We start from the raw sequence: 23,685 nt of genomic DNA, 5'->3' as shown, positions 1-23,685 counted from the left end.
GCGCCGCGAGGCGACCCCGCGCGAATCCGGCATGGAAAGGGCGGTCGGCAGGCCACGGGAACCCCGTTGCCTGCCGGCCAGTGACCGCGTGGGGTCCGCTCAGCCCGCGAACGCCGGCTGGGCCACTCCCTTGCCCGCCCCCGGTACGACCAGGAGCGAGCCCGACAGCGGGTGCGGCGTGGTCAGGCCCACCCGGGCCGTGGTGATGTACAGGTCCGTGAGGTTCGGGCCGCCGAAGGCGCAGGCCGTGGGGCGGACCGTGGGGAGGGTGATCGTGCGGTCCAGGGTGCCGGACGGGGTGTAGCGGCGGACCGCTCCGCCGTCCCACAGGGCGACCCAGACACAGCCGTCCGCGTCGACCGTCAGGCCGTCGGGGAAGCCCGCGCCCTCCTCGATCAGCGCCAACTGGCGGCGGCCCGTGACACTTTGGCCGTCGGCCGACACGTCGAAGACGTCCACGCGGCGGGTCGGTGAGTCGATGTAGTACATCAGCCGGCCGTCCGGGCTCCAGCCCGTGCCGTTGCTCACCGCCACGTCGTCCAGGACGGTCGTGACCTCACCGTCGCCCGTCAGCCGGGACAGCGTGCCGCCGCCCGGCGCCTCGTCGTAGCGCATCGTGCCCGCCCACAGGGAGCCGTCGGGCGCCACCGCCGCGTCGTTCGCGCGGCGGCCGGGGGTGGGGTCGTGGTGCAGCCAGCGAAAGCTGCCGGGGGGTGGGGCGGGGGCGGGAACAGGGTCGGAGGTGAGCGCGTCGGCCGGGGCGGCGCCCTCGGCGTCGTACAGGGCCACTCCGTCGCGCAGGTTCAGGACCAGGCCGCCGCCCGCGCGGGGCTTGGCCGCGCCCACGTGCTGCTCCGTCGCCATGACCGTACGGCGGCCCGTCGACGGGTCGTACGTGTTGACGCGGGAGCCGAGGATGTCGATCCAGATCAGCCGGGACTTCGCCGCGTCCCAGGTGGGGCCCTCGCCGAGGGTCGCCTGTGCCTGGACGGCCACTTCGAGGGCGGGCTCGTACGTCGTCATGCCACGCTCCGGTGACCGAGGCGCTCGGAGAGTTCGGCGGCGCCCTTGGCGGCGAGCTGCTCCAGCTCCGAACGGTGGTCGTCGCTCCAGCGGATCATCGGGACGGAGATCGACAGTGCGGCGACCACCCGGCCCGTACGGTCGTGCACCGGCGCGGCGACGCAGCTGACGTCCGGGTTCGACTCGCGGTTCTCGACGGCGACGCCACGGCGGCGGATCTCCGCGAGGGCCTCACGCAGGGCCGCCGGGTCGGTGATGCTGTTCGGCGTCATCGCGGCCAGCGGGACGTTGTCGGGGACGCGGGCGCTCAGCTCGTGGTCGGGGAGCGAGGCCAGCAGCATCTTGCCGACGGAGGTGCAGTGGGCGGGCAGTCGGCGGCCGGCCGCCGACACCATCCGGACCGCGTGGGTGGAGTCCACCTTGGCGATGTAGATGACGTCCGTGCCTTCGAGGATCGCGACGTGCACCGTCTCGTCACAGGTCTCGGCGACGGAACGGGCCACCTGCTGACCCTCGGCCGCCAGGTCCAGCTGCTCCGCGTAACGGCTGCCGAGCTGGTACGGGCGGACGCCCAGGCGGTAGCGACCCGGCTGGCCGGGGACCTGCACAATGTACGAACGGGCGGCGAGCGTCGTCACCAGTTCGTGCACGGTGGTGCGCGGCAGCTGGAGCCGGCGCACGATGTCCGGGGCGGAGAGCGTCCCGTCTCCGTCCAGGAAGAGCTCAAGAATGTCGAGAGCCCGGGTCACGGCAGGTACGAGGCGTCCCATGACGGCCCCCTCTGGTGTTTATTGCTTTTCGGTGGCGGTAGCGATGTCGTTCGAGATTTCAACAGACGATCGGAATGACGAACAGAGCACAGGCTAACCACAAGGGCTCGGGCGGGCAATGGGCGCGCGACGTGGGGGACGATGGTTCGCATGCTGCTCGATTTCCAGCTGGTGCTGCTGCGCCGCATGGCCGACCACAACCCGGACCTGGTGGAGGACGCCCGCCATGAGCTGGGCGTCTCGCTCGCGGAGATGCGGGAGGCCAACAAGCGCTGGCAGGCGATGGTGCGCTCGCCGCGTGCCCGCGCCGCCGCTTCCCGCTACCGCTCGGTCCTCGGCACCCCCGAGTCGGTGACCTCGCGCAAGATCGGCGACCTGGAGTGCGAGGCCTGGCTGTGGCCCCTCCCTCTCTGGCCCGACCTCCGCTTCGAGGTGCTCGTCGCCCCCAACGGCACGGCGTGGAACGAGTGGCTGGTACGAGCCCCGGGCGCCCCCGCCCCCGACCTCCGCACCCTGGACGACCTCCACCCCTGGTCCTGCACGGTCGACGAGGCCGCCCGCGCCTTCGCCCCGGCCCGCCCCTTGGAGGGAACGGCCCCGACCCGCTGGGGCCTGGCATTCACGGCACCGGACGGGACGGGGGTACGAAGGGAGTGCGTGGCGGAGTTCACGTGGGGGCTGTTGCAGCGGGTGGGGGTGAAGGGCTGAGGGGCCGCGCCCCTTTGGGGCGCGCCCCAAAGGGGCGCGGGGAACTGCGCGACCAGCCACGACGACCCAGCAGCCGACACACCACCTCTCCCCCCGACCCCTTAGTCGACAGCAGCCCGCAGAACAGCCTCCACAACCCCCGCGACAGACCCCGGATGCAGATCGAGAAACAGATTCGGCTCGATCAACTCCAGCTCCATGACCAGGGGTTCACCCTCATCACCGAGGACGAGGTCCACCCGGGCGTACAGGAGGGACGAGTTGCCCGGCACGACAGCCAACGCCCGCTCCGCCAAGGCAAGTTCCGCCGGGGTCGGGTCCCAGACGGTGAGGTCGGGATGAGCGACCTTGTCGTCGTCGTACGCCGCGCCTGGCGCGAGCACGGCCCCCTTGCGACTGGCGTGCAGCAGCCGCCCACCGAAGAACTGGAGCGCACGCTCCCCGGTGACGTCGATGCTCCCGACGTACGGCTGCACCATCGCCGTGAACCCCTCGGCGTGCATCCGCGCGAGATGCCGTACGGCCGTCTCCCGGTCCTCGGTCGTGTAGCGGGCGGCATACCGGGCGCCGGCACCGGAGGTGGGCTTGACGACGTACTCGCGGTCGCCGGGAAGATCGGGAACGTCGCCGGGGGCCAGGTAGGTGGTGGGGACTGTGGGGACACCGGCCGCGGCCAGCTCACCGAGGTACCGCTTGTCCATGTTCCAGCGCAGGACGCCGACCGGATTCGCGACCCGCGTGAGCTTCCCGCACCGCTCCAGCCAGCCCGCGAACTCCTCCGCACGCCAGGTGTAGTCCCAGGTTGAGCGGACCAGCGCGAGGTCGAAGGACGCCCAGTCGATGTCGGGATCGTCCCAGTACACGGCGGCCGTGTCGGCGCCGGCCGCGGTCAACTCCCGTACGAGAACCGGGAGATCGCGGTCCTTGCTGGTCCCCGGACGGGGGTCGTAGGTGACGATCGCGATGCGAACCACGGGGACTCCCTCTGTAAGGCGTGTACTGCCGTACACCACTGATACCGAGTGAAGGTTAACCGCTGCTTGACCTTCACCTTCGGGGAAGCCGCAGCATCGGTGGCGGAACGAGGAGCTTGGCGGACAAGCGGGAAAACGGGAAACGGGGCACACCATGCCGAATCCGGAGATGCTGACGATCGGGGCGTTCGCGAGAGCGTGCCGGCTGTCGCCGAAGGCACTGCGGCTGTACGACGAACTGGACCTGCTCCGTCCCGCCCGCGTCGACCCCGACACCGGGTACCGCTACTACGCGGCCGAGCAGCTGGAGCAGGCCCGGCTGGTGGCCTGGCTGCGCCGGCTGGGGATGCCGTTGGCCCGTATCCGGCAGGTCGGGGCCATGGAGCCACCGGCCGCCGCCCAGGAGATCCGGGCCTTCTGGGCCCGGATCGAGGCGGAGACCGCGGCCCGGCGGGATCTCGCCATGTTCCTCGTCGACCATCTCTCGACACCGCCGAGGAAGGACACCACACCCATGACAGGCACCGACCTGCTCGAACTCCGTTACGCGGCCCGCACCGACATCGGTCTGGTCCGCGCCGCCAACCAGGACACCGCGTACGCCGGTTCACGCGTACTGGCCGTGGCCGACGGCTTCGGCCCCGGGGGCGCACCGGCCAGTACGGCCGCCGTCGAGGCCCTGAAGTTCCTGGACGCCGAACCGCTGACCGCGGGCAGTGTCCTGAACCTCCTGGAGGACGCGGTCCAGGGCGCCGCCCAGGCGGTCCGGGACGTCGCCGGGGCCGAGCACGGGAAAACGGGGGACGAGGTGACCGACGACATCGGCACGACCCTCACCGCGATGGTGTGGACGGGCTCGCGCCTGGCCCTCGTACACATCGGGGACAGCCGCGCGTACCTCCTGCGCGACGGCGAACTCTTCCTGATCACCCACGACCACACACTCGTCCAGTCGCTGATCGACGAGGGCCGACTGACCCCCGAGGAGGCCACGACCCACCCCCAACGCACCCTGCTCCGCAAGGCGTTGACGAAGTCCCCGTCACCCTCTCCCGACCTCCGCCTGCACGACGCCCAGGCGGACGACCGCTACCTCCTCTGCTCCGACGGCCTGACCAGGGCGGTACCGGAGAACACGATCCAGCACCTCCTGACCACGATCCCCGACCCGGACGCGACAACAGCTGCCCTTGTCGAGGCGGCTAACGCCAACGGGGGTCCTGACAACGTGAGTTGTGTGGTGGCGGACGTGATACGGACGCAGTGACCGACGCTGCAACGGAGCAAGGCGGGGCGCTCACCTCAGAGGGCCGAGGGCCGAGGGCAGGCGTACGGCACCATCTGCACCATGGCCCTCACCGGAACCGACGCCTACGCGACCCTCGCCCCCTCCACCCTTCCCCCGCTGGTACGACGCGCGGTCGCCGCCGCCCGCGAACACGGCTTCCCGTACTCCTGCCGCCCCGAACAGGGCCGTCTGCTGCACGCCCTGGCCGGTGGCGCGGGTGCCCGAATCGGCGAGACCGGCACGGGGTGTGGGGTCGGGCTGGCCTGGCTGGCGTCGGGGGCGGGGGCGGGGGCGGACGTGCGGGTCGTGAGCGTGGAGCGCGATCCCCGACTCGCCGGCCGTACAGCCGAGTTGTTCGCCGACCACTCCGCCGTCGAGGTCGTCGAGGGCGACTGGCAGAGGATCGCGGAGCAGGCGCCGTACGACCTGCTGGTGCTGGACGGCGGCGGCCAGGGCAAGACACCGGGCGACCCACCGGCCGACGTCCACAGCCTGCTGGCCCCCGGCGGCACGGTCGTCATCGACGACTTCACCCCGGCGGCCGGCTACCCGCCACTGCACGAGGGCGCCCCCGACCGGGCCCGGCTGCACTGGCTGGAACACCCCGCCCTCCGGACGGTGGAACTCCGCCTCGCTCCCGACCTGAGCACGGTCGTGGGGACGCGGCGGTGGTAGGCGGCGCGGGGATTTCAGACGCCAGGGGCGCCGCCGAGCGCCGAGACTTCCTCGAAACTCGCCGCATGGCCCCACCTTGACGTCTCTGCATCGCCGCAGCAATCCCCGACTCACCAGGCTTGCCAGGCGCGCCGGCGTGCCCTTCTGACAACGGCTGCCACAGAAGCAGCGGGAGGGTGGCATCACACGGGCGAACCCCCGGGCGGACAAACCCGTTCGAGGCATTGTTCGGGATCGTGGCACGATGTACGGCATGACGACCAACCGGAAGGTCCATGCCGCGTAGACGGCCAGGACATATCCGGGCCGGCATTCCCCGCAGCCGGAATCCCGTAGCAAGGCCGGGCATCGACGGCTTGTCCCCCGGTGCGCTGTCCGAGATCTTCCGTCTCGAACAGACCCGCAACCATCTCCAGCCAGGGGACATCAGCGCGGCCGTACGCCTATGGAAGGACTACGTCCGTCGTCCCGAGCGGGAACTGTGGCACGACTACGAGTGGGGCAACGCGCACTGGTACTGCTGCGGCAATCCCCTCGAAGCCCGTGCTCTCCTTGATGCCGGGATACAAGCCATGTCACCTCGAACCGCCCGCGAGCTCCGACGGATCGTCAGCCGGTCTGACACCGTCTGGAACCAACCGTCACCGCGTACAACTCGAGCTGCCTCAACCCGGATCCACCGGCTTGATTCCCGGTTGATCGTTTCGGGGCCCGCACTCAGAAGTGCCTTGTCGACCGTGCCTGATGTGGTCCTAGAAAAACCCCGACATCGCAGGTCGCAAGGCACTTCTTCGTTTCTGGGTGAACCATCCACGGGCATCAAGCCGGGGTGATCCTGACTCAGCGCACCAGGAAGGGAGGTTCTGACAGTACCTGTATCACCAGGGTCTCCCCGACATTCCAAACACCTGTCAATCTGGTTGAGCCGAAAGTGCCGACAACACGCCATGGAAACGCACTGCAGCTTCACCATCATCATGCAATTCAGCTGCCCCGAATACGCGACCGTGTCGGCACATTCTTTTACGACAGAAGTGACGGAGACCAATGACGGAGAACCAGTTCACCACTCACACAGAACTTTTCGATCTGAGGGGAAAGTACGCCCTTGTCACTGGCGGCACCAGGGGAATTGGGATGATGATTGCGCGCGGCCTTCTCCAGGCGGGCGCCCGCGTCGTCATCAGCTCACGCAACGCAGACACGTGCGCGGAGGCACAGCGTCTACTGTCCGAATTCGGCGACGTTCGAGCAATCCCCGCCGACCTGTCCAGGCACGACGAGTGTCAGCGCCTCGCTGATCTTGTCCAGGCCGACTCGGAACGCCTGGACATCCTTGTCAACAACGCGGGAGCGATGTGGCGCGAGCCGCTGGAGACGTTCCCGGACGAGGCCTGGGACACCGTGCTCGACCTCAACCTCAAGTCGCCGTTCTGGCTGGTGCAGGCACTGCTCCCGGCACTTCGTAAGGCGGGCACCGCCGATGATCCCGCACGGATCATCAACATCGGCAGCATCGCCGCCATCCACGTCGCCCCGTCGCCCAACTACTCGTACGCCAGCAGCAAAGCGGCACTCCATCAGCTCACCAGGGTGCTTGCCAGGGAGCTGGGCCCACAGCACATCGCGGTGAACGCGGTGGCACCGGGAGTGTTCCCGTCGCAGATGATGGCGACCACTCTCGATGCCATGGGCGACACGATCGCGGCGGCGGCCCCTCTGCGCCGGGTCGGCCGCGACGACGACATGGCGGGTGCCGCCGTGTTTCTCGCCAGCCGGGCCGGGTCCTACCTCACGGGCGCCATCATCCCGGTGGACGGCGGCATCGCAACGACCGCAACAAATATCCATTAGTCTGCGGGACGGGCTTACGGTGAGGAGATGACCGCGATGGATCTACGCACCGAGATCCGGGAATTTCTCAGCTCGCGTCGCGCCCGCATCGCACCGGAGCAGGCGGGCCTGCCCGCTTACGGCGGCAACCGCCGGGTCAAAGGTCTGCGCCGCGAGGAGGTCGCGCTCCTGGCGGGGGTATCGGTCGACTACTACGTGCGCCTGGAGCGCGGCAGCCTCGCCGGTGCCTCCGACGGCGTACTCGAGGCGTTGGCCTCTGCCTTGCAGCTCGACGAGGCCGAGCGCGACCACCTGTTCCGCCTCGCGCGCCAATCCAGGGCGCCCCGCAGCCCACGCCGGCGCAGGCCTGCCGTGGCGGTGCGCTCGACGCTGCAGCAGGTGCTCGACGCGATCTCCGATGCGCCGGCCTGGATCGGTGACGGCCGTTATGACGTGCTCGCCATGAATCAACTCGCTCGCGCACTGTATTCACCGGTGCTGGCCGACCCGCGACGGCCCGCGAACACAGCGCGGTTCGTCTATCTAAAACCTGAGGAGGCCAGAGATTTCTTTGTCGATTACGACCAGGTTGCCGGTGGCGTGGCCGCGAAGCTGCGCATGGAAGCCGGCCGCAATCCGCACGACGAGGAGCTGATCGCCTTGGTCGGCGAACTGTCAACGTGCAGTGAGCTGTTCCGGCAGCGGTGGGCGTCTCAGGACGTGCGGCTGCACCGGTCCGGCCGCAAGCGTATGCACCATCCGATCGTGGGCCAACTCGACTTGGACGTCGAATCCCTGGAACTGCCCGCCGAACCCGGCCTGCACCTCAACATCTACACCGCACCCGCGGGCACACCGACCGCTGACAATTTGGCGCTCCTGGCGTCGTGGGCGGCCACCCAACAGACGCTGGCGACCGAACTCGAAGCACACAACGGATAGTCCAACCCCCTCAGCCGTACTGAGGATTGCATCTCGGAAGTGCCTTGTCGACCGTGCCTGATGTGGTCCTATAAAACCCCATCACCGCAGGTCGCAAGGCACTTCTTCGTTTCTGGGTGAACCATCCACCGGCATCGAGCCGGTGGATCCGGGCTCAGTCCGACTGCGAACCCTCGTCCTCCGGATCCCAGTCCAGCAGCCGCACCTTCGCCACCGTCCGCACATGTCGTCGCATCGCGGCGGCGGCCTGCCTCGGCTGTCCGGCCTCGATCGCCTCGAAGATGGCCATGTGCTGGGCCAAGGAGCGGACGGGACGGCCCGGTTGGCGCAGGGACTCGTGGCGACTCTCGGTGATCTGGTCGGCGATCGACCGCATGAACTCGGCGAGAATGCCACTGTGGGCCGCCGCCGTGACCGCGGCGTGGAAGAGACGGTCCCCCTCCACCCCGTTCGCGCCCTCGTCGATCTCCTCGCCCATGACACCGAGCGCGGCACGCAGCTCCGCGATGTCCTCCGCCGTGCGGCGCTCGGCGGCCAGTTCGGCGAGCTTGGTCTCCAGAGCCTCGCGGGCGTCGAGTACGTCGGGCAGCCGGCGCCGACGCTCGACGAGCTGCTCCACGGGCTCGACCTCAAGGCTGTCGCGCACGAGGTACGTACCACCGCCGTGGCGGGCCTCGACCAGGCCCTGAACCTCCAGCACGACGATGGCCTGCTTCACGGAGGCACGGCTGACGCCCAGACGGGCGGCCAGATCACGCTCGGGCGGCAGCCGGTCACCGGCTCTCAGGCCGCCCTCGACGACGTAGTTGCGCAGCCGGTCGAGCACCTGCTCGTACAGGCGTGTTTTGGCTTCCACCGGGCGCAATGCATCGGCCATGCCCATCCCCCCTCATCTCGGCCGCAGCGTAACACTGGGTAGCCGCCGGTTCTGGGGGCCTGTGGATGAGTGGCTCAGTGGCCTTGTGGCCGAGTGGTCGACTGGCTGAGTGGATGAGTGGCTGAGCCAATTTGCGTCACGTCTCTTGACGCTTGCCGAGACCAACGCCCAATGTGGTTCAGCCACTTAGCCAATCTTGGCAGGACCAGTCAGCCGCTCAGCCGCTCAGTCAGTCCGCCACACCCTCTCTCCCCCACTCGTCGACAAGGGACCCAAGGACGGGAGCCCGTATGTCCGCCGAACTGATTTCGATCCTTGTGCTTGTCGTGGTGTTCGTGATCGCCACGACCCGTTCCATCAACATGGGCGCGCTCGCGTTCGCCGCCGCCTTCGGGGTGGGCGAGCTCGTGGCCGATCTCGACACCGACACGATCTTCGCCGGGTTTCCCGGTTCGCTGTTCGTCGTGCTGGTCGGGGTGACCTATCTGTTCGCGATCGCCCGGGCCAACGGCACCACCGACTGGCTGGTGCACGCCTCGGTCCGGCTGGTGCGCGGGCGGGTCGTGCTCATTCCGTGGGTGATGTTCGTGCTGACGGGGGCGCTCACCGCGATCGGCGCGGTCAGTCCGGCGGCCGTCGCCATCGTGGCGCCGATCGCGCTCAGTTTCGCCGCGCGGTACGGCATCAGCCCCCTGCTGATGGGCGCGATGGTGGTGCACGGGGCGCAGGGCGGCGGCTTCTCGCCGATCAGTATCTACGGGTCGATCGTCAACGGCATCGTCGAGAAGGAGAAGCTTCCCGGCAACGAGATCGCCCTCTTCCTCGCCTCCCTCTTCGTCAACCTCGCGATCGCGGCAGTGGTGTTCGTGCTGTTCGGGGGGCTGAAGCTGAGCCGTGGAGGGGGCGAAAGAGGCGGTGAGGACCCCGCCATCGGACACAGCGCCGCCGACGATGGCGGCGGGGTGTCCGTCCGTACGGAAGAGGCCCTCCAGCTCACCCCCGCCCGTATCGCCACCCTCGTCTCCCTCGTCCTTCTCGTCGTCGCCGTGCTCGCCTTCGATCTCGACGCCGGGCTCACCTCCATCACCCTCGCCGTCCTGCTCGCCGCCTGCTGGCCCGAGGACAGTCGCAAGGCCGTCGGGCAGATCGCCTGGACGACCGTGCTGGTGATCTGCGGTGTCCTCACCTACGTCGGCGTGCTGGACGAGATGGGCACGATCACCTGGGCCGGCGAGGGGGTCGGCGACATCGGCGTACCGCTGCTCGCCGCCGTGCTCCTCTGCTACATCGGCGCGGTGATCTCGGCGTTCGCGTCCTCCGTCGGCATCATGGGGGCGCTGATTCCGCTGGCGGTGCCGTTCCTGGCGCAGGGGGAGATCGGGGCGGTCGGGATGGTGGCGGCGCTCGCGGTGTCGGCGACGGTGGTGGACGTCAGTCCGTTCTCGACGAACGGGGCGCTGGTGCTGGCCTCGGCCGCGGATGTCGACCGTGAGCGTTTCTTCCGGCAGTTGATGATGTACGGAGGGATCGTGGTGGCTGTGGTTCCGGCGGTGGTGTGGCTGGTCCTGGTGGTGCCCGGCTGGGGGTGACAGTCGCGACGGCACCTGTTCGACTGTTCGGGGTTCGACTGGTGTGATGATCGACGATCGAAGGAGTACGACGCGTGTCCTCTCTCTTTCCCGGGCTGGCCGACAGCCCCACCGGTACGCAGGGCGGACGGCCCGCCCTGCGTTTCGGCGAGCGCTCGCTGACGTACGCCGAACTCGCCGCCTCCGCCGGAGCCCTCGCCGACCGGATCTCGGGAGCGGGCGCCGGACGGGTCGCCGTCTGGGCCACGCCGACACTGGAGACGGCCGTCGGCGTCGTGGCCGCGCTGCTGGCCGGGATCCCGGCGGTGCCGCTCAACCCGAAGTCGGGCGAGAGCGAACTGGGGCACATCCTCAAGGACAGCTCGCCCGCGCTCGTACTCACCGCACCCGGCGACCAACTCCCCGCCGCCTTCGGCTCGTTGGAGCGGGTCGACATCGATGTACGCCCCACAGCAGCCCCCGCCACAAACGCATCCCCCGAGCCCTCCCCCGAAACCCCCGCCCTGATCGTCTACACCTCCGGCACCACCGGCCCGCCCAAGGGTGCCGTCATCCCGCGCCGGGCCATCGCCACCACCCTGGACGCGCTCGCCGACGCCTGGCAGTGGACCTCCGAGGACGTGCTGGTGCACGGGCTTCCGCTCTTTCATGTGCACGGTCTGATTCTCGGCGTCCTCGGCCCGCTGCGGCGCGGCGGCTCGGTGCGGCACCTCGGGCGGTTCGGGACGGAGGGTGTGACCCGTGAGCTGAACGACGGGGCGACGATGCTCTTCGGCGTACCGACGATGTACCACCGGATCGCGGAGGCGCTCCCCGGCGACCCGGAACTCGCCGGGGCCCTCGGCCGGGCCCGTCTGCTCGTCTCCGGGTCGGCCGCGCTGCCCGTGCACGACCACGAGCGGATCACCGCCGCGACCGGGCGGCGGGTCGTGGAGCGGTACGGCATGACCGAGACGCTCATGAATACGAGCGTCCGCGCGGACGGCGAGCCCCGCGCGGGCACGGTCGGCGTACCGCTGCCGGGCGTCGAGCTGCGACTCGTCGAGGAGGACGGGGCGCCCATCACGGCGTACGACGGCGAGACCGTGGGTGAGATCCAGGTGCGCGGGCCGAACCTGTTCACCGAGTACCTGAACCGGCCCGACGCCACCGCCGCCGCGTTCACCGCCGACGGCTGGTTCCGCACCGGTGACATGGCGGTGCGCGATCCCGACGGCTACGTCCGTATCGTCGGCCGGAAGGCCACCGACCTGATCAAGAGCGGCGGTTACAAGATCGGCGCGGGCGAGATCGAGAACGCGCTCCTTGAACACGCGGGAGTGCGCGAGGCCGCCGTGACCGGGGAGCCCGACGCCGACCTGGGTGAGCGGATCGTCGCCTGGATCGTCCCCGCCGATCCCCAATCCCCGCCGGACGCCGACGAGTTGGCGAGCCATGTCGCCGGTCGGCTCGCCCCGCACAAACGGCCCCGGGTCGTGCGCTATCTGGACGCCCTCCCACGCAACGACATGGGGAAGATCATGAAGCGAGCCCTCCCCAGTGACTGACCCCATGACTGGCCCCATGACTGGCCCCACGCCTTACGCTCGGCCTGCGCGCAGTTCCGCCCGCGAGATCATCGCCCTCGTCTGCGACAACTCCACGTTCAGCGAACTCCCGTACCCGATCGTGGAGTTCAAGGCGGACGGCCCTCTCGCCTGGCAGGGTTACGACGCCTCGCGCGCCCGCGCCACCGCCCGTACCGGCGAGGAGGAGTCCGTCGTCTGCGGTACGGCGCGCATCGGCGGCACCCCGGCCGTCCTGATCGTCTTCGAGTTCGGCTTTCTCGGCGGCTCGCTCGGTGAACGCACCGGCGACCGGCTGGAGTTGGCGTACGAGCACGCGCGCGCCAACCGGCTGCCCGTCGTGCCGCTCGTCGCGACGGGCGGCAGCCGGATGCAGGAGGGCATGCTCGCGCTGACCCAACTCCAGCGCGTGGCCCGGCAGTCGGCGCTCACCCGCGAGGCGGGCCTGCCGCAGATCGCGGTCCTCCGGGATCCGACGACCGGCGGCGGCTGGGCGACCCTGGGCGCGGGCGCCGATGTCATCCTCGCCCTGCCCGGCGCCCAGGTGGGCTTCGCGGGTTCCCGGGTGCGGCCCGCCGACGCGGACCCGGCGGCGTACACGGCCGAGGCGCAGGTGGCTGCGGGCGCGGCCGACGCGGTCGTACGTCCCGAGGCGCTCCGGGAGACGCTGGCCCGCTGGCTCTGGCTGCTGAGCGTCGGTGACAGGTCGAGTGACGGGTCAAGTGACAGGTCGGCGGAGGCCGCCCCGCCACCGCCGTCCCTCGCCGCCGAAGCCCTCTCCGCCACCGGCTGGGACGCCGTCCGGCGCGCGCGGTCGCCTCAACGCCCGCGCGCCGACGCCTACTTGGACGCGTACTTCACCCGGCGCACCGCGATCAGCGGCGACCGCTGCGGCGGCACCGACCCCGGTATGGCATGCGGGTTCGGCGAGTGCGCGGTGAACGGGCGGACCGTCGCGTACGCCGCCCAGCTCGGTACCGCCACCCGCCCCGCCGGCTATCGCACCGCCGCCCGGCTGATCCGCCTCGCGGACCGGCTCGGCATCCCGGTCCTGACCCTGGTGGACACCCCGGGCGCCGCGAACGACGCCGCCGCGGAACGAGAGGGCGCGGGAGCCGCGATCGCGGACCTGTTCGGCGCGGTCGCCACCGCCCGTACACCGGTCACCACACTGCTGATCGGCGAGGGCGGCTCGGGCGGCGCGCTCGCGCTGGCCGCCCCCGGCAACACCTGGGCCACCCCGGACAGTTACTTCTCCGTCATCGCGCCCGAGCTGGCGGCGGCCATCCTCAAGCGTTCGGAGGGGGAGGTGCGGGCGACGGCGGACCAGCTCCGGATCCGGCCGCAGGATCTGGTGGAGCTGGGGGTGGTGCGGGGGATCGTGGGCCCGCCCGACCCGGACCCGGACCCGGACCTTCGGTGACGTTCTCGGGACCTTCGGCGGTCGTCTCCTCAGGACCTTCGGCGGTCTTCTCGGGACCTTCGGCAGCCCCTTCGGGACCTTGGTCATAATTGCGACATAAGGGATAAATTACCCATACGGCGGCACCCCACCCGGCCCCCTACAACAGGCGCCCCCTCCCCCGCCACCCGCACGATGCCAGTGGAGGCCCGCCGACCGGCGGGCCCGTACGGTCTGCGCTCTCGGGAGGATCTGCCATGACCGTCAGTCTGGAACAGATGCGCCGCTGCCATTTCGCCGTCGACCTCGGGGCCGCGCGGACCCGCGTCTACGTCAAGGGGGCCGGGCTCGTCGTCGACCAGCCGTCCGTCGCCGCCGTGAACACCAGGACCGGCGCGCTGATCGCGGTCGGGGAGTTCGCCGAGAAGATGACGGGGCGTACGCCCGACTACATCCGCGTCGTACGGCCCGTGTCCGGCGGGACCGTCGTCGACATCGAGATGGCGCAGCGCATGCTGCGGCACCTGATCGGCGACAAGGTACGGCGTACGCTGCGCCGCAAGCCCTTCCTGCGGGCCGCCGCCTGCTACCCGCACGACGCCGACCCGCTCGCACAGCGCGCGACCATCGAGACGCTCGTCGGGCTCGGCGCCCGGCGCGTCGAACTCGTCGACACGCTCATCGCCGCCGGCGTGGGGTGCGGACTGCCGGTCGAGCAGCCCGAGGCGACCATGGTCATGGTGTGCGGGGCCGCCGCCACCCAGCTCGCCGTGCTCTCCCTCGGCTCGATCGTGACCGCCGAGCGCATTCCGGTCGGCGGCGAGGCCGTCGACCACGCGATCGTGCAGCATCTCCGGCATCAGCACGAGCTGATGCTGCCGAGCCAGTCGGTACGTCCGCTGCAGCTGGCCCTCTCCGGCAACGGGCTCACCCCGCACGGCCCGGAGTCCACCGAGATCCACGGACGGGACGTCGCCACCGGTCTCGCCCGTTCCGTCCAGGTCGACACCGCCGCCGTGCGCGACGCCATCCAGACGCCGCTGACCGCCGTACTCGACGGGATCGGCAAGGTGCTGCGGGACTGCCCGCCGGACCTGGTGGCCGACCTCGCCGACCGCGGGATCATGATGGTCGGCGGCAGCGCGCTGCTCCCCGGCCTCGACCAGATGCTGCGGCACGCCACGGGCATGCCGGTGCACATCGCGGAACGACCGGACGTGTGCGCGGTGCAGGGCCTCGGGTACATGCTGGAGGGCAAGATCGAGCCGCTGGTGCTGGATCCGCTGGCCACCTGAGTCGACAGCACTTCCCGTCATATGTCGGGCGACGCGCCGCCGCCTCCTCCTCTCCCGCCCCGTCTCGAAGCCGTGCTCGGCATCGGTACCGATCTCGAACTGCGCACCACGCTCCAGCACATCGTGGACGGCGCCGCCGAGTTGACCGGTGCCCGGTACGCGGGGCTCGGGATGGCCGACCCCGGGCACGACGGTCTCGTGGAGATCCGCAAGGCCGATCTGGGGCGCGCCGAAAGGGCGGGCATCGCCGTCCTCGACGTACCGATCCTGGTGGAGGGCGGGGAGTTCGGGCGGTTGTATCTCGCCGAGAAGCTCGATGGTGATCAATTCAGCGACTCCGACCGGCAGTTGCTGAGCGTCCTGGCCGCGCAGGCCGGGATCGCGATCGGCAACGCCCGGATGTACGAGACCGCGCGGCAGCGCGAGCGCTGGATCGAGGGTGCCGCCGCCGTCACCACCGCGCTGCTCACCGGCGGGGCCGACGACGACGCGCTGCTGACCGTCGCGGACCGCGCCCGGCTCCTCGCCGACGCCGCCGCCGGTGTCATCCTGCAGCCGACGGACGAGGGCGGTATGGAGGTCGTCACCGCCGCCACGCTCGACGGCGACGATCCCGGTGACGGCGACATCGTGGGGACCGTCATCTCGCCCAGCAGTCCTGTTCTCGTCCAACTGCTCGGCGGGGAACCGGTGTTCGTCGACGACTCGGCGACCGACCCACGGCTGACGACCCCGGTACGGCACCGGTTCGGGCCGAGCATGCTGCTGCCGTTGCAGGCCGAGGGGCGGCTGATCGGGACGCTCGCGCTGCCGCGCCGGCGCGGGGAACGGCCGTACACCGACACGGAGAAGCTTCTCGCGACGCAGTTCGCCTCGCAGGCCGCCCTCGCGCTCGTCCTCGCCGACGCCCGGCGGCGCCGCGCCCGGCTCGCGGTGTACGAGGACCGCGACCGGATCGCCCGTGACCTGCACGATCTCGTCGTCCAGCGGCTGTTCGCCACCGGCATGATGCTGGAGTCCACGCAGCGCCGGGCGGTGGGCGACGACAAGGTGCGCGAGATCCTCGGGCGGGCGGTCGACGAACTCCAGGCCACGGTCCAGGAGGTCCGTACGACCATCTTCGCTCTCCAGCAGCCACCGGCCGACGCGCCAACCACCTTGCGCGGCAAGGTACTTCGGGAGGCGGCCGGGGTGGCGGCGGTGCTCGGCCGCCGGCCTTCCGTCCACTTCACCGGACCCGTCGAGCACCGCGTCCCGGCCCCGGTCGCCGCCCAGCTCCTCACCGCCCTGCGCCGCGCGCTCGCCACCGCCGTACGCCGTCCCGGTGTCACCCGCGTCGCGATCACGGTCGACTCGACGGCGGTCCTGCCGGACGGACGGAACGGGGTACGGCTGACGGTCTACGGCGATGGCGACAGCGGTGACGGCACAACGGACGCAGGCTCGGGTACGACCGCGCTCTGGCAGGCCCCGCTGGAAGACGGCACTCTGGGGGAGGTGACGGAACGTAGACGACGGAGGGGCAGTCGGTGACGGACATTGACACGCGTAACGGCACGCTCGTCGGCACTCGCTTCGGCACGTGCATCGACACGGGAATGGATCCCGGCAGGGACCCGGGCAGGAACACCGGCAGGGGTACGCGTGTCGTGGCGCGGGTCCGTACACGCATCGGTGTGACCGGGCATCGCTCGATCCCCGCCGCCGTTCTGCCGTCCGTACGCACGGGTATCCGCCGGCTGCTCCAGGGCGACGAGGAGCTGGAGGCGCTGAGCAGCCTCGCCGCCGGGGCCGATCAACTGTTCGCCGACATCGCCCTTGAGCTCGGTATCCCGCTCACGGCCGTGATTCCCGGTATGGACTACGAGGCCCACCTCGGCGACGCCGACACCCGGGCCTCGTACCGCCGCCTCCTCGACTCCTGCCGCACCCGCGTGAAGCTGCCCGACGAGGCGACGCACGAGGAGGCCTACTTCGCGGCGGGCCGCTGGATCGTCGACCATGTCGACCGGCTGGTCGCGGTGTGGGACGGGCTGCCCGCGCGGGGGCTCGGCGGCACCGGGGACGTGGTGGAGTACGCGCGGCGTACGGGGGTCGCGGTGACGGTGCTGTGGCGGCCGGGGCTGTTGCGGTCCTGACCTCGGGGCGGTCGCGACTTCCGGTCGCGTTTCCAGTCTCGATTCCCGGTCACGATTCCGGGTCTCGATTCCCGGCCACGGGGCCTCCGGTCCGATCCATTCCGATCCTTTCCGCTCCATGGCTCTTGGCGAACTGGTGCGCTAATTTGTGGTGCAGGTCACCGGTGAATGGGCACCCGTGGTGAGCGGGGGAGGTTCTGTTGACCCCGGCACAGCTGCGGGCCTTCTCCGCGACCGTCCGGCTCGGTTCCGTGAAGGCCGCCGCGGCCGATCTCGCCGTCACCGAGGCCGCCGTGTCGATGCACGTCGCCCATCTGCGCAGGGAACTCGGCGACAAGCTCTTCACCCGGACCGCCCAGGGGCTCGCGTTCACGCCGGGCGGGCTGCGGCTCGCCAGCCGGGCGGCGGAACTGCTCGGGCTCCAGGACCGTACGATCCTCGAAGTCCGGCAGGCCGGTTCCGGCCGGCGGCTGTTGCGGGTGGCTGCGTCGAGTCTGTTCGCGGAGCATGCCGCGCCCGGCCTCATCGAACTGTTCGCGGGGCGCGCCGACGATCTGGACGTCGAGCTGAGCGTGCACAGTCCGCAGCGGTTCGGCGCGTTGCTGGTGAACCGGGCCGTGGATGTGGCCATCGGGCCGTCTCCCGCCATCGCCGTCGGCGGCGACGAGAGCATGCCTGTTGCGATGGCCATGAACTGCACGCCCTTCCTCAACTATCAGCTGATCGCCGTCGTGGGACCCGACCATCCGCTCGCGACAGGGGCCGCCGGGGGTGCCGGGGTACGCGAACTCCGGGAGCAGACCTGGCTGTTGGGGCCGTCCGCCGTCGGCCGGGTCGGCATGGTGCCGTCCGTGCTGCGCTGTCTGGGTGTCCCCGAGCACAATCAGCGCATCTTCCAGAGCCATGCCGCCGCGGTGGAGGAGGCCAAGCGTGGGAAGGGGGTCGCTCTCGCGGTGGCGTTCGCGGTCGCGAAGGACATCGCCGGTGGCGGGCTCTGCCGGCTCGACGCGCCGGCCCTCCCGGCCCGTGGTTCCTGGAACGTCCTCGCCCTCGCCGACCGCGAGGAGCCGCCGACGGCCGCGGAGCTCCGGCGGTTCGTCACCACGCCCCGGGCCATCCAGGCGATGCTGCGGGGTGCGGGGGTTACGGCGGGGCGGTTTCGGCCCGCTATTCACGTGACTCTGTGGAGCTGAGGCTCCGCTGGACATGCGGTTCGTTCGCTTGGGTACGCGGTTCTTTCGCTGCGGTCCGGTGGGGGCTGGTCGCGCAGTTCCCCGCGCCCCTAAAGGCGCGGGGTTCCCGCTGAGGCTGCTCAGGACATCAGCCGTGTGTCCGATACCGAATCAGCCCCGCCGCCGATCACTTGTACGTGATGTCCGAGTTGCTGTAGCGGCAGTTCGTTCCGTCCGGGCCGGTGCCGAGGGACGGGGGTTCGGCGCCGGTGTTGTTGCCCTTGAAGCGCTCGCAGATGACGATCTTCCTGCTGCTGTCGCCGACGACCGTGACTCCCGAAATCGTGGCCGTGTCGCCGTAGTTGGAGTTGATCCCGACCAGGACCTTGCCGGGGCTGGTCGCCTGGACGTTCTTCACCACGACGTGGCGCTCGAACTGCGTCTTGCAGTTGCCGCACGAGCGGACCAGCTTGCCGAAGTCGGCGACCTGAAAGTTCTGGACGGTGAGCGTGCCGGTGCCGTTGAACTGGAAGACCTTGTCGTCCGCGTTCCGCGCGCCGCCGCCGGAGACGAGGTACGTCGCCGAGGCCGACTTGCTCTTAAACGTGGCCGCGTCCTCGCCGACGTCCTCCCACCAGACGTTCTGGAGCATGCAACTGCCCAGGCAGTGAACGCCGTCGGCGGCCGGGGCACCCAGGACCACGTTCTTCAGGACGGCGCCGTCGGCGAGTTCGAAGATCGGGCCCTGGTTCTCGTCCTGGTCGGCGCTGCCGAGGGCGCCGGAGCCGTAGAAGCGCTTGAGGCCGCCGTCGTACGTACCCGAGACCTCGATGCTCGCGGTGACGGCCTGCACGCCGGCGACCGTGGGCCACGCGCCCAGCGTCGTACCGCCGGTGGAGTCCGTTCCGGAGGCCGGGGCGGTGGAGGCACTCGCGGACTTGCTCGCCGAGGCGGAGGCAGAAGCAGCGGACGAGGCCGACGGGGACGCGGACTTGGAGGCCGACGCCGAGACGGACGGCGAGGCCGACGCCGACTTGGTCGCCGAAGCCGAGGCCGAGACCGAAGCCGACGGTGACTTCGTCGACGACGCGCCGCCCGCCGCCACCAGCGTCCAACTCTTGCTGCTCGCCTTGTCGCAGGAGTTCTGCTGCGCCAACCCGCCCTTCACATTGAGGCACTTGGCGCTCTTGGCGTTGACCAGGTGGTACGCGTCGTCCACCGCCGTCAGCTTCCACACCTGCGACGTGCCGCCGTCGCAGGTCTGCTGCTGCACCGCCTTGCCCGCGGAGGCCGACGCCCCCTTGACCCCGGCGCACAGTGCGCCGACCACGCCCTTGACCGTGAACCCGCCCTCGGCGTCCGCCAGTTGCCAGGTCTGTCCGGCGGCCGAGTCGTCGCACGCGGCCGTGCCCAGTTGCGCACCGCTCGCGCCGGCCGCCGTCGCCCCCGTCAGACAGGTGCTGTCGGCGGCGTTCACCAGGCGGTACGTTCCGGCGCCCGGGCTGGACGCGGACGCCGTCATCAGCACCCCGCCGACGACCGCGCCTCCGCCCAGGGCCGCGACCAGCGCACCGATCAGTACGCCCCTGCGACGGCTCGTTCTCCTGCGGCGCGGTCTGCGCTCAACTGCTCTCTTACCCACGTCGTCACTCTCGTTCGGGAGTTCACGCTGTTCGTTTCCGACGCCCGTCTGTCGCCACCGGTGCTGTGGGGGTTGCCGCGTCCACGGAGATTTGTGAGAACTGTGTGCTTCCTGAGTGAGAGCGGGGTGACTGCCGCGCGGTCAGCGGGAGTTCGCGGCCCCGAGGCGCGCCACCTCGCCCGGCACCCGCAACAGCGCCCCGAAGCTGTCCGCCGGGAGGAGCAGGTCGACGTACGGCAGCGCGGTGGACATCGTCGTCGTACGGGGTTCGAAGCCCGGGGCGGCGGCCCTCGGATTCAGCCAGATCACCGTGTGGGCGCGGCGCCGCAGCCGGGCCATGGCCGCCGCGAGCCGGTCGGGCGGGTCTCCGTCCCAGCCGTCCGAGCAGATGAGGACGACGGCTCCGCGCAGGGTGCCGCCGTGGTGCGAGGCGAGCAGGGTGGCGAGGCAGTGCGCGATCCGGGTGCCGCCGAAACGGTCGCCGACCCGCTCGGTGGCCTCGCCGAACGCCGCCTCGGCCGAGCGGCGTCCGAGGACCGTGGTGAGCCGGGTCAGTGTCGTCGCGAACGCGAACACCTCGGCGTCCGTGGTCAGCGCGAGTGCCCGCATCAGATGCAGATACGCGACCGCCTGCGGCTGCATCGACCGGCTGACGTCACACAGCACTACGACCCGGCGGGGCCGTGCCACCGGCCCCGTCCGCACCAGCCGCACCGGCTCCCAGCCCGTCCGGCGGGCCCGCGCCACGGTCTCCCGGATCGCCACGCGCGGCCCGCCGGCCCGTACCGCGTACCGCCGCGACCGACGCCTGGGCCACTCCCCCAACGCCCTCTCCAGCCACCGCCCGAGCAACTCCGCCTCCCTCGGGGCCAGTTGCTCGAACGGCGTGTCCACCGAACCGGCCAGTTCACTGGGCAGCCGCTCCGGTACGACGGTCAGGGTGCGGTCGTCCCGCTGGTCGGCGCCGGTGACGGCGGACGGGAGGGTGACCCAGGGCAGGCCTGAATCGCCAGGAGCGGCAAGGGAGTTGTACGACGCCGAGGCGCCCTTCTCCCCCACCGGCGTACGTCCGTTCCGGCGTGCGTGCGGGTCCACGGCAAGCACCGCCTCGCCGAAGACACCGGCGAACACCTCCTCGAATGGCGCCAGTTGGCCATGCTCACGGACGAGGGTGACCCGAGCCGTCCAGTACAGCGCCGTCCGCGAGGCCGGCGGAACGGCGGCCAGCGCCTGTACGAAGTCCCGCGTGGCGGTGAGGCCCACGGGTACGCCCCGCTCCCGCAGCCGGGTGGCGAGCGCGACGGCGAACGCGGCACAGTCAACTGCGGGCAGTACAGGACCGGTTGGTGTCACCGGACCAGGAGATAGATCACCACGGCCACGACTACTACGGCGACGGCCACCGGAATCAGCCGTCTGCTGACGGACCCTCCGGCCAGCCGCATCAGGTCCAGCGGTTCCTGCACGGGCTGCGGCGACACGGCCACCGGGACCGGAGCCTGTGGCTGTGCCCCTGCCCCCGCCTCTGCCTGTGCCGGCGGCTCCGGCTCCGCTGCAGATACAGGGACCTCCGCCTCCTCCGCGTCCGGCGTCAGGAGCTGCGCCTCCACGTTCTCGATGAACTGGGTGAACAATTTCTCCGAGATCTCCTTGATCATCCCGCTGCCGAACTGGGCCAGTTTTCCGCTGATGTTGAGGTCGGTGGAGACCGTCACGACCGTCCTCGCGCCCTCCGCCCGCAGCCTTGCGTCGATCGTCGCCGACGCGTTGCCCGCCCCGCGCGTGTCCTTGCCCACCGCGCTGATCACCGCGTGATGTGCCGCCTCGTCCTTCTCCACGAAGCGTGCCGTGCCCGCGAACTGGCTGATCACCGGCCCGACCTTCACCTTCACCCGGCCCCGGTAGACCTCGTCCTCCACGCCCGTGAGCTGGGCGCCCGGCATGCACGGGGCGAGGCCCTCCAGGTCCGTGAGCGCCTGCCAGGCCCGCTCGACGGGCACACCGACCTCGAACTCGTTGTCGATCTTCATGGTTTCCTCGCTTGTCCGGGGTAGCCGAGCTGTTCGAGGGCCTCGGTGACGGTGACGCGGTCGTCGGGGCTCTTGGCGACGGCGCTGAGCGTGGCGACGATGTCCCCGCGTGCCAGCCGCGCCACCCGCAGCGCGGCCAGGGCCGACACCCAGTCGATGGCCTCCGCCATGCCCGGCGCCTTGTCCAGGTCAAGGCCGCGCACCCGCCCGATGAACTCCGTCGCCGACGCGATCAGCGGCTCGTTCGCCGCCGGTACCGAGCGGCGCAGGATCTCCGTCGCGCGCTCGGGCGCCGGGAAGTCGATCCAGTGGTACAGGCAGCGGCGGCGCAGCGCGTCGTGGAGTTCGCGGCTGCGGTTGGAGGTGAGGATCGCGACGGGCGGCCGTACGGCGGCGAAGGTGCCCAACTCCGGGACGGTGATGGCCGATTCGCCGAGGAACTCGAAGAGCAGCGCCTCGAACTCGTCGTCGGCCCGGTCGATCTCGTCGATGAGGAGGACGGGCGGCAGCGGACCCCGGTGGCGTACGGCTCGCAGCAGGGGCCGGTCGAGCAGGAACTCCTCGGTGAACAAGTCGGTTTCCGTCAGCCGCTGTTGATCGTGGCCGTGCGCCTCGGTGAGTCGGACGGCGAGCAGCTGACGCTGGTAGTTCCACTCGTACAGGGCCTCCCCCGCCGTCAGTCCCTCGTAGCACTGCAACCGGATCAGCGGGGTGTCCAGGGCCTCGGCGAGTGCCTTCGCCGCGCTGGTCTTGCCCACGCCCGGTTCGCCCTCCAGGAGCAGCGGGCGGCCCAGGACGGTGGCGAGGAAGAGTGCGGTCGCAGTGCCCTCGTCCACCAAGTAGCCGACGTCGTCGAGGCGTTGGCGTACGTCGTCGGCGTCCTCGAACAGGGCGTGGCTCTGGGCGGGCGGTTCGGACATCGCGTCCATCCGTCAGTCGTGGCACGCGGTCGTGGTCATGGTCGTGCCGCATCCCGGGGCGGCGACCGTCTCCGGCGCGCGTTCGGCCGGGGGCCGCGCTGTCCGCCGTACGGCCGACACCACCTCCGCCAGGATCGACAGCGCGATCTCGGGTGCCGTGCGCGCGCCGATGTCCAGCCCGGCCGGGGTGTGGATCCTGGCCGACTCCCCTTCCGCCAGGCCGAGTTCCTCCAGGAGCGCCGTGCTCCGGCGTCTGCTGGCGACCAGCGCGATGTACGGGACGTCGGCGTCGAGGGCGGCCCGCAGCGCTTCGGCGTCCCCTCTCCCCTGCCCAGCCACGACCACCGCCACCGTCTGTTCGGCGGGCGGGTCCTCCGGCAGCGAGCGTGCGGTGGCGTAGCCGAGTACGTCGGCGAGGGCGATGAACGCCTCGGCGATCGGGGTGCCGCCCACGACCTCGATCAGCGGGGGCGGCAGCACCGGCTCCAGGAAGATCTCCAACGCGCCTCCCGAGAGGCAGGGGTTGACGACGACCCGCGATCCGGGCGCGGGCGGGAACTCGGGCTCTCCCTCGGGCAGCACCCGCAGCAGCAGCGGCCCGTCGCCGTGCAGGGCGCCGAGTGCCGCCGTACGCACCGAGCCCTCCGCGCACACGCCGCCGACGAAGCCGTCGATCGTGCCGTCGCCGTACACGATGGCCTCGTCGCCGGGGCGGGCGGACGCGGGCGCCTGGGCGCGCACGACGCGCGCGTGCACGAACGGCACGCGTCGTTCGGTCAGTTCACGCGCACGAGCGCTCACCGTCTTCATGACGCCCCCTCAGATCAACTCGGATCGGCTTG

The 23,685-nt window shown here is 70.7% G+C and carries 21 protein-coding genes and 1 pseudogene; 12 read left to right on the top strand and 10 right to left on the bottom strand.

Annotated elements, in window-relative coordinates; genetic code table 11:
- Window positions 1-99 precede the first annotated feature (99 nt).
- Both ACFYXF_RS20015 and ACFYXF_RS20010 read right to left on the bottom strand, forming a co-directional pair.
- The gene (locus ACFYXF_RS20015; protein WP_389350931.1) at window positions 100-1,023 is read right to left on the bottom strand and encodes an SMP-30/gluconolactonase/LRE family protein; all 924 of its coding nucleotides are present in this window, start codon (window positions 1,021-1,023) and stop codon (window positions 100-102) included.
- Window positions 1,020-1,793, bottom strand: coding sequence for an IclR family transcriptional regulator (locus ACFYXF_RS20010; protein WP_235479394.1), 774 nt, complete (start codon window positions 1,791-1,793; stop codon window positions 1,020-1,022). Before ACFYXF_RS20010 ends, ACFYXF_RS20015 begins: the two co-directional genes overlap by 4 nt.
- Window positions 1,794-1,934: 141 nt before the next feature.
- Between ACFYXF_RS20010 and ACFYXF_RS20005 the strand changes: the two genes are divergently transcribed.
- Window positions 1,935-2,501, top strand: coding sequence for a hypothetical protein (locus tag ACFYXF_RS20005; protein WP_389350930.1), 567 nt, complete (start codon window positions 1,935-1,937; stop codon window positions 2,499-2,501).
- A 101-nt stretch (window positions 2,502-2,602) separates the two neighbouring features.
- Here ACFYXF_RS20005 and ACFYXF_RS20000 read toward each other — a convergent pair whose 3' ends face one another.
- The gene (locus ACFYXF_RS20000; RefSeq protein ID WP_389350929.1) at window positions 2,603-3,475 is read right to left on the bottom strand and encodes a RimK family alpha-L-glutamate ligase; all 873 of its coding nucleotides are present in this window, start codon (window positions 3,473-3,475) and stop codon (window positions 2,603-2,605) included.
- 154 nt (window positions 3,476-3,629) lie between these two features.
- Here ACFYXF_RS20000 and ACFYXF_RS19995 point away from each other — a divergent pair, with 154 nt between their 5' ends.
- From ACFYXF_RS19995 to ACFYXF_RS19980, 4 genes are all read left to right on the top strand, one after another.
- Complete coding sequence (locus tag ACFYXF_RS19995; protein ID WP_389350928.1) at window positions 3,630-4,742, top strand: MerR family transcriptional regulator; 1,113 nt, start codon at window positions 3,630-3,632, stop codon at window positions 4,740-4,742.
- Between the two features lie 81 nt (window positions 4,743-4,823).
- On the top strand, window positions 4,824-5,438 hold the full coding sequence (locus tag ACFYXF_RS19990) for an O-methyltransferase (RefSeq protein ID WP_389350927.1): 615 nt from the start codon (window positions 4,824-4,826) through the stop codon (window positions 5,436-5,438).
- A gap of 1,047 nt (window positions 5,439-6,485) precedes the next feature.
- Window positions 6,486-7,292: an SDR family oxidoreductase gene (locus tag ACFYXF_RS19985; RefSeq protein WP_389350926.1), complete on the top strand. Its 807-nt coding sequence runs from the start codon at window positions 6,486-6,488 to the stop codon at window positions 7,290-7,292.
- 27 nt (window positions 7,293-7,319) lie between these two features.
- Entirely contained in the window at window positions 7,320-8,213 is an 894-nt protein-coding gene (locus ACFYXF_RS19980; RefSeq protein WP_389350925.1) for a helix-turn-helix transcriptional regulator, read from the top strand.
- Between the two features lie 154 nt (window positions 8,214-8,367).
- Here ACFYXF_RS19980 and ACFYXF_RS19975 read toward each other — a convergent pair whose 3' ends face one another.
- Window positions 8,368-9,090: a FadR/GntR family transcriptional regulator gene (locus ACFYXF_RS19975; protein WP_369035739.1), complete on the bottom strand. Its 723-nt coding sequence runs from the start codon at window positions 9,088-9,090 to the stop codon at window positions 8,368-8,370.
- Window positions 9,091-9,380: 290 nt separating this feature from the next.
- Here ACFYXF_RS19975 and ACFYXF_RS19970 point away from each other — a divergent pair, with 290 nt between their 5' ends.
- From ACFYXF_RS19970 to ACFYXF_RS19940, 7 genes are all read left to right on the top strand, one after another.
- Window positions 9,381-10,679: an SLC13 family permease gene (locus tag ACFYXF_RS19970; RefSeq protein ID WP_389350924.1), complete on the top strand. Its 1,299-nt coding sequence runs from the start codon at window positions 9,381-9,383 to the stop codon at window positions 10,677-10,679.
- Window positions 10,680-10,753: 74 nt separating this feature from the next.
- Complete coding sequence (locus ACFYXF_RS19965) at window positions 10,754-12,226, top strand: acyl-CoA synthetase (protein WP_389350923.1); 1,473 nt, start codon at window positions 10,754-10,756, stop codon at window positions 12,224-12,226.
- Between the two features lie 16 nt (window positions 12,227-12,242).
- Window positions 12,243-13,667 carry a carboxyl transferase domain-containing protein gene (locus ACFYXF_RS19960; protein WP_389350922.1) on the top strand — a complete coding sequence of 475 codons (1,425 nt, stop codon included), beginning with the start codon at window positions 12,243-12,245 and terminating at the stop codon, window positions 13,665-13,667.
- A 236-nt stretch (window positions 13,668-13,903) separates the two neighbouring features.
- On the top strand, window positions 13,904-14,941 hold the full coding sequence (locus ACFYXF_RS19955) for a rod shape-determining protein (RefSeq protein ID WP_389350921.1): 1,038 nt from the start codon (window positions 13,904-13,906) through the stop codon (window positions 14,939-14,941).
- Window positions 14,942-14,962: 21 nt separating this feature from the next.
- Entirely contained in the window at window positions 14,963-16,474 is a 1,512-nt protein-coding gene (locus tag ACFYXF_RS19950) for a GAF domain-containing sensor histidine kinase (RefSeq protein ID WP_389350920.1), read from the top strand.
- Between the two features lie 65 nt (window positions 16,475-16,539).
- On the top strand, window positions 16,540-17,079 hold the full coding sequence (locus ACFYXF_RS19945) for a hypothetical protein (protein ID WP_389351217.1): 540 nt from the start codon (window positions 16,540-16,542) through the stop codon (window positions 17,077-17,079).
- 200 nt (window positions 17,080-17,279) lie between these two features.
- On the top strand, window positions 17,280-18,272 hold the full coding sequence (locus ACFYXF_RS19940) for a LysR family transcriptional regulator (RefSeq protein ID WP_389350919.1): 993 nt from the start codon (window positions 17,280-17,282) through the stop codon (window positions 18,270-18,272).
- 166 nt (window positions 18,273-18,438) lie between these two features.
- On the opposite strand, the gene ACFYXF_RS19935 is transcribed toward ACFYXF_RS19940, so the two are convergent.
- From ACFYXF_RS19935 to ACFYXF_RS19910, 6 genes and pseudogenes are all read right to left on the bottom strand, one after another.
- Window positions 18,439-19,131 carry a pectate lyase gene (locus ACFYXF_RS19935; RefSeq protein WP_389351215.1) on the bottom strand — a complete coding sequence of 231 codons (693 nt, stop codon included), beginning with the start codon at window positions 19,129-19,131 and terminating at the stop codon, window positions 18,439-18,441.
- Window positions 19,132-19,299: 168 nt separating this feature from the next.
- A pseudogene (locus ACFYXF_RS19930) lies at window positions 19,300-19,773 on the bottom strand (RICIN domain-containing protein); the annotation flags it as partial.
- A 261-nt stretch (window positions 19,774-20,034) separates the two neighbouring features.
- Window positions 20,035-21,246: a VWA domain-containing protein gene (locus ACFYXF_RS19925; RefSeq protein ID WP_389350918.1), complete on the bottom strand. Its 1,212-nt coding sequence runs from the start codon at window positions 21,244-21,246 to the stop codon at window positions 20,035-20,037.
- Complete coding sequence (locus ACFYXF_RS19920) at window positions 21,243-21,923, bottom strand: SRPBCC family protein (protein WP_389350917.1); 681 nt, start codon at window positions 21,921-21,923, stop codon at window positions 21,243-21,245. The genes ACFYXF_RS19925 and ACFYXF_RS19920 overlap by 4 nt, the downstream gene beginning before the upstream one ends.
- Entirely contained in the window at window positions 21,920-22,843 is a 924-nt protein-coding gene (locus tag ACFYXF_RS19915; RefSeq protein WP_389350916.1) for an AAA family ATPase, read from the bottom strand. The genes ACFYXF_RS19920 and ACFYXF_RS19915 overlap by 4 nt, the downstream gene beginning before the upstream one ends.
- A 12-nt stretch (window positions 22,844-22,855) precedes the next feature.
- A complete protein-coding gene (locus ACFYXF_RS19910; protein WP_389350915.1) occupies window positions 22,856-23,653 on the bottom strand; it encodes an XdhC family protein in 798 nt (265 codons plus the stop codon).
- Between the last annotated feature and the right edge of the window lie 32 nt (window positions 23,654-23,685).

The organism is Streptomyces sp. NPDC002680 (genome assembly GCF_042889145.1).
In the GTDB taxonomy this organism is placed as follows: domain Bacteria; phylum Actinomycetota; class Actinomycetes; order Streptomycetales; family Streptomycetaceae; genus Streptomyces; species Streptomyces adonidis.
The sequence above is the reverse complement of the archived record's forward strand: the minus strand, read 5'-3'. Positions and strand labels throughout refer to the sequence as shown.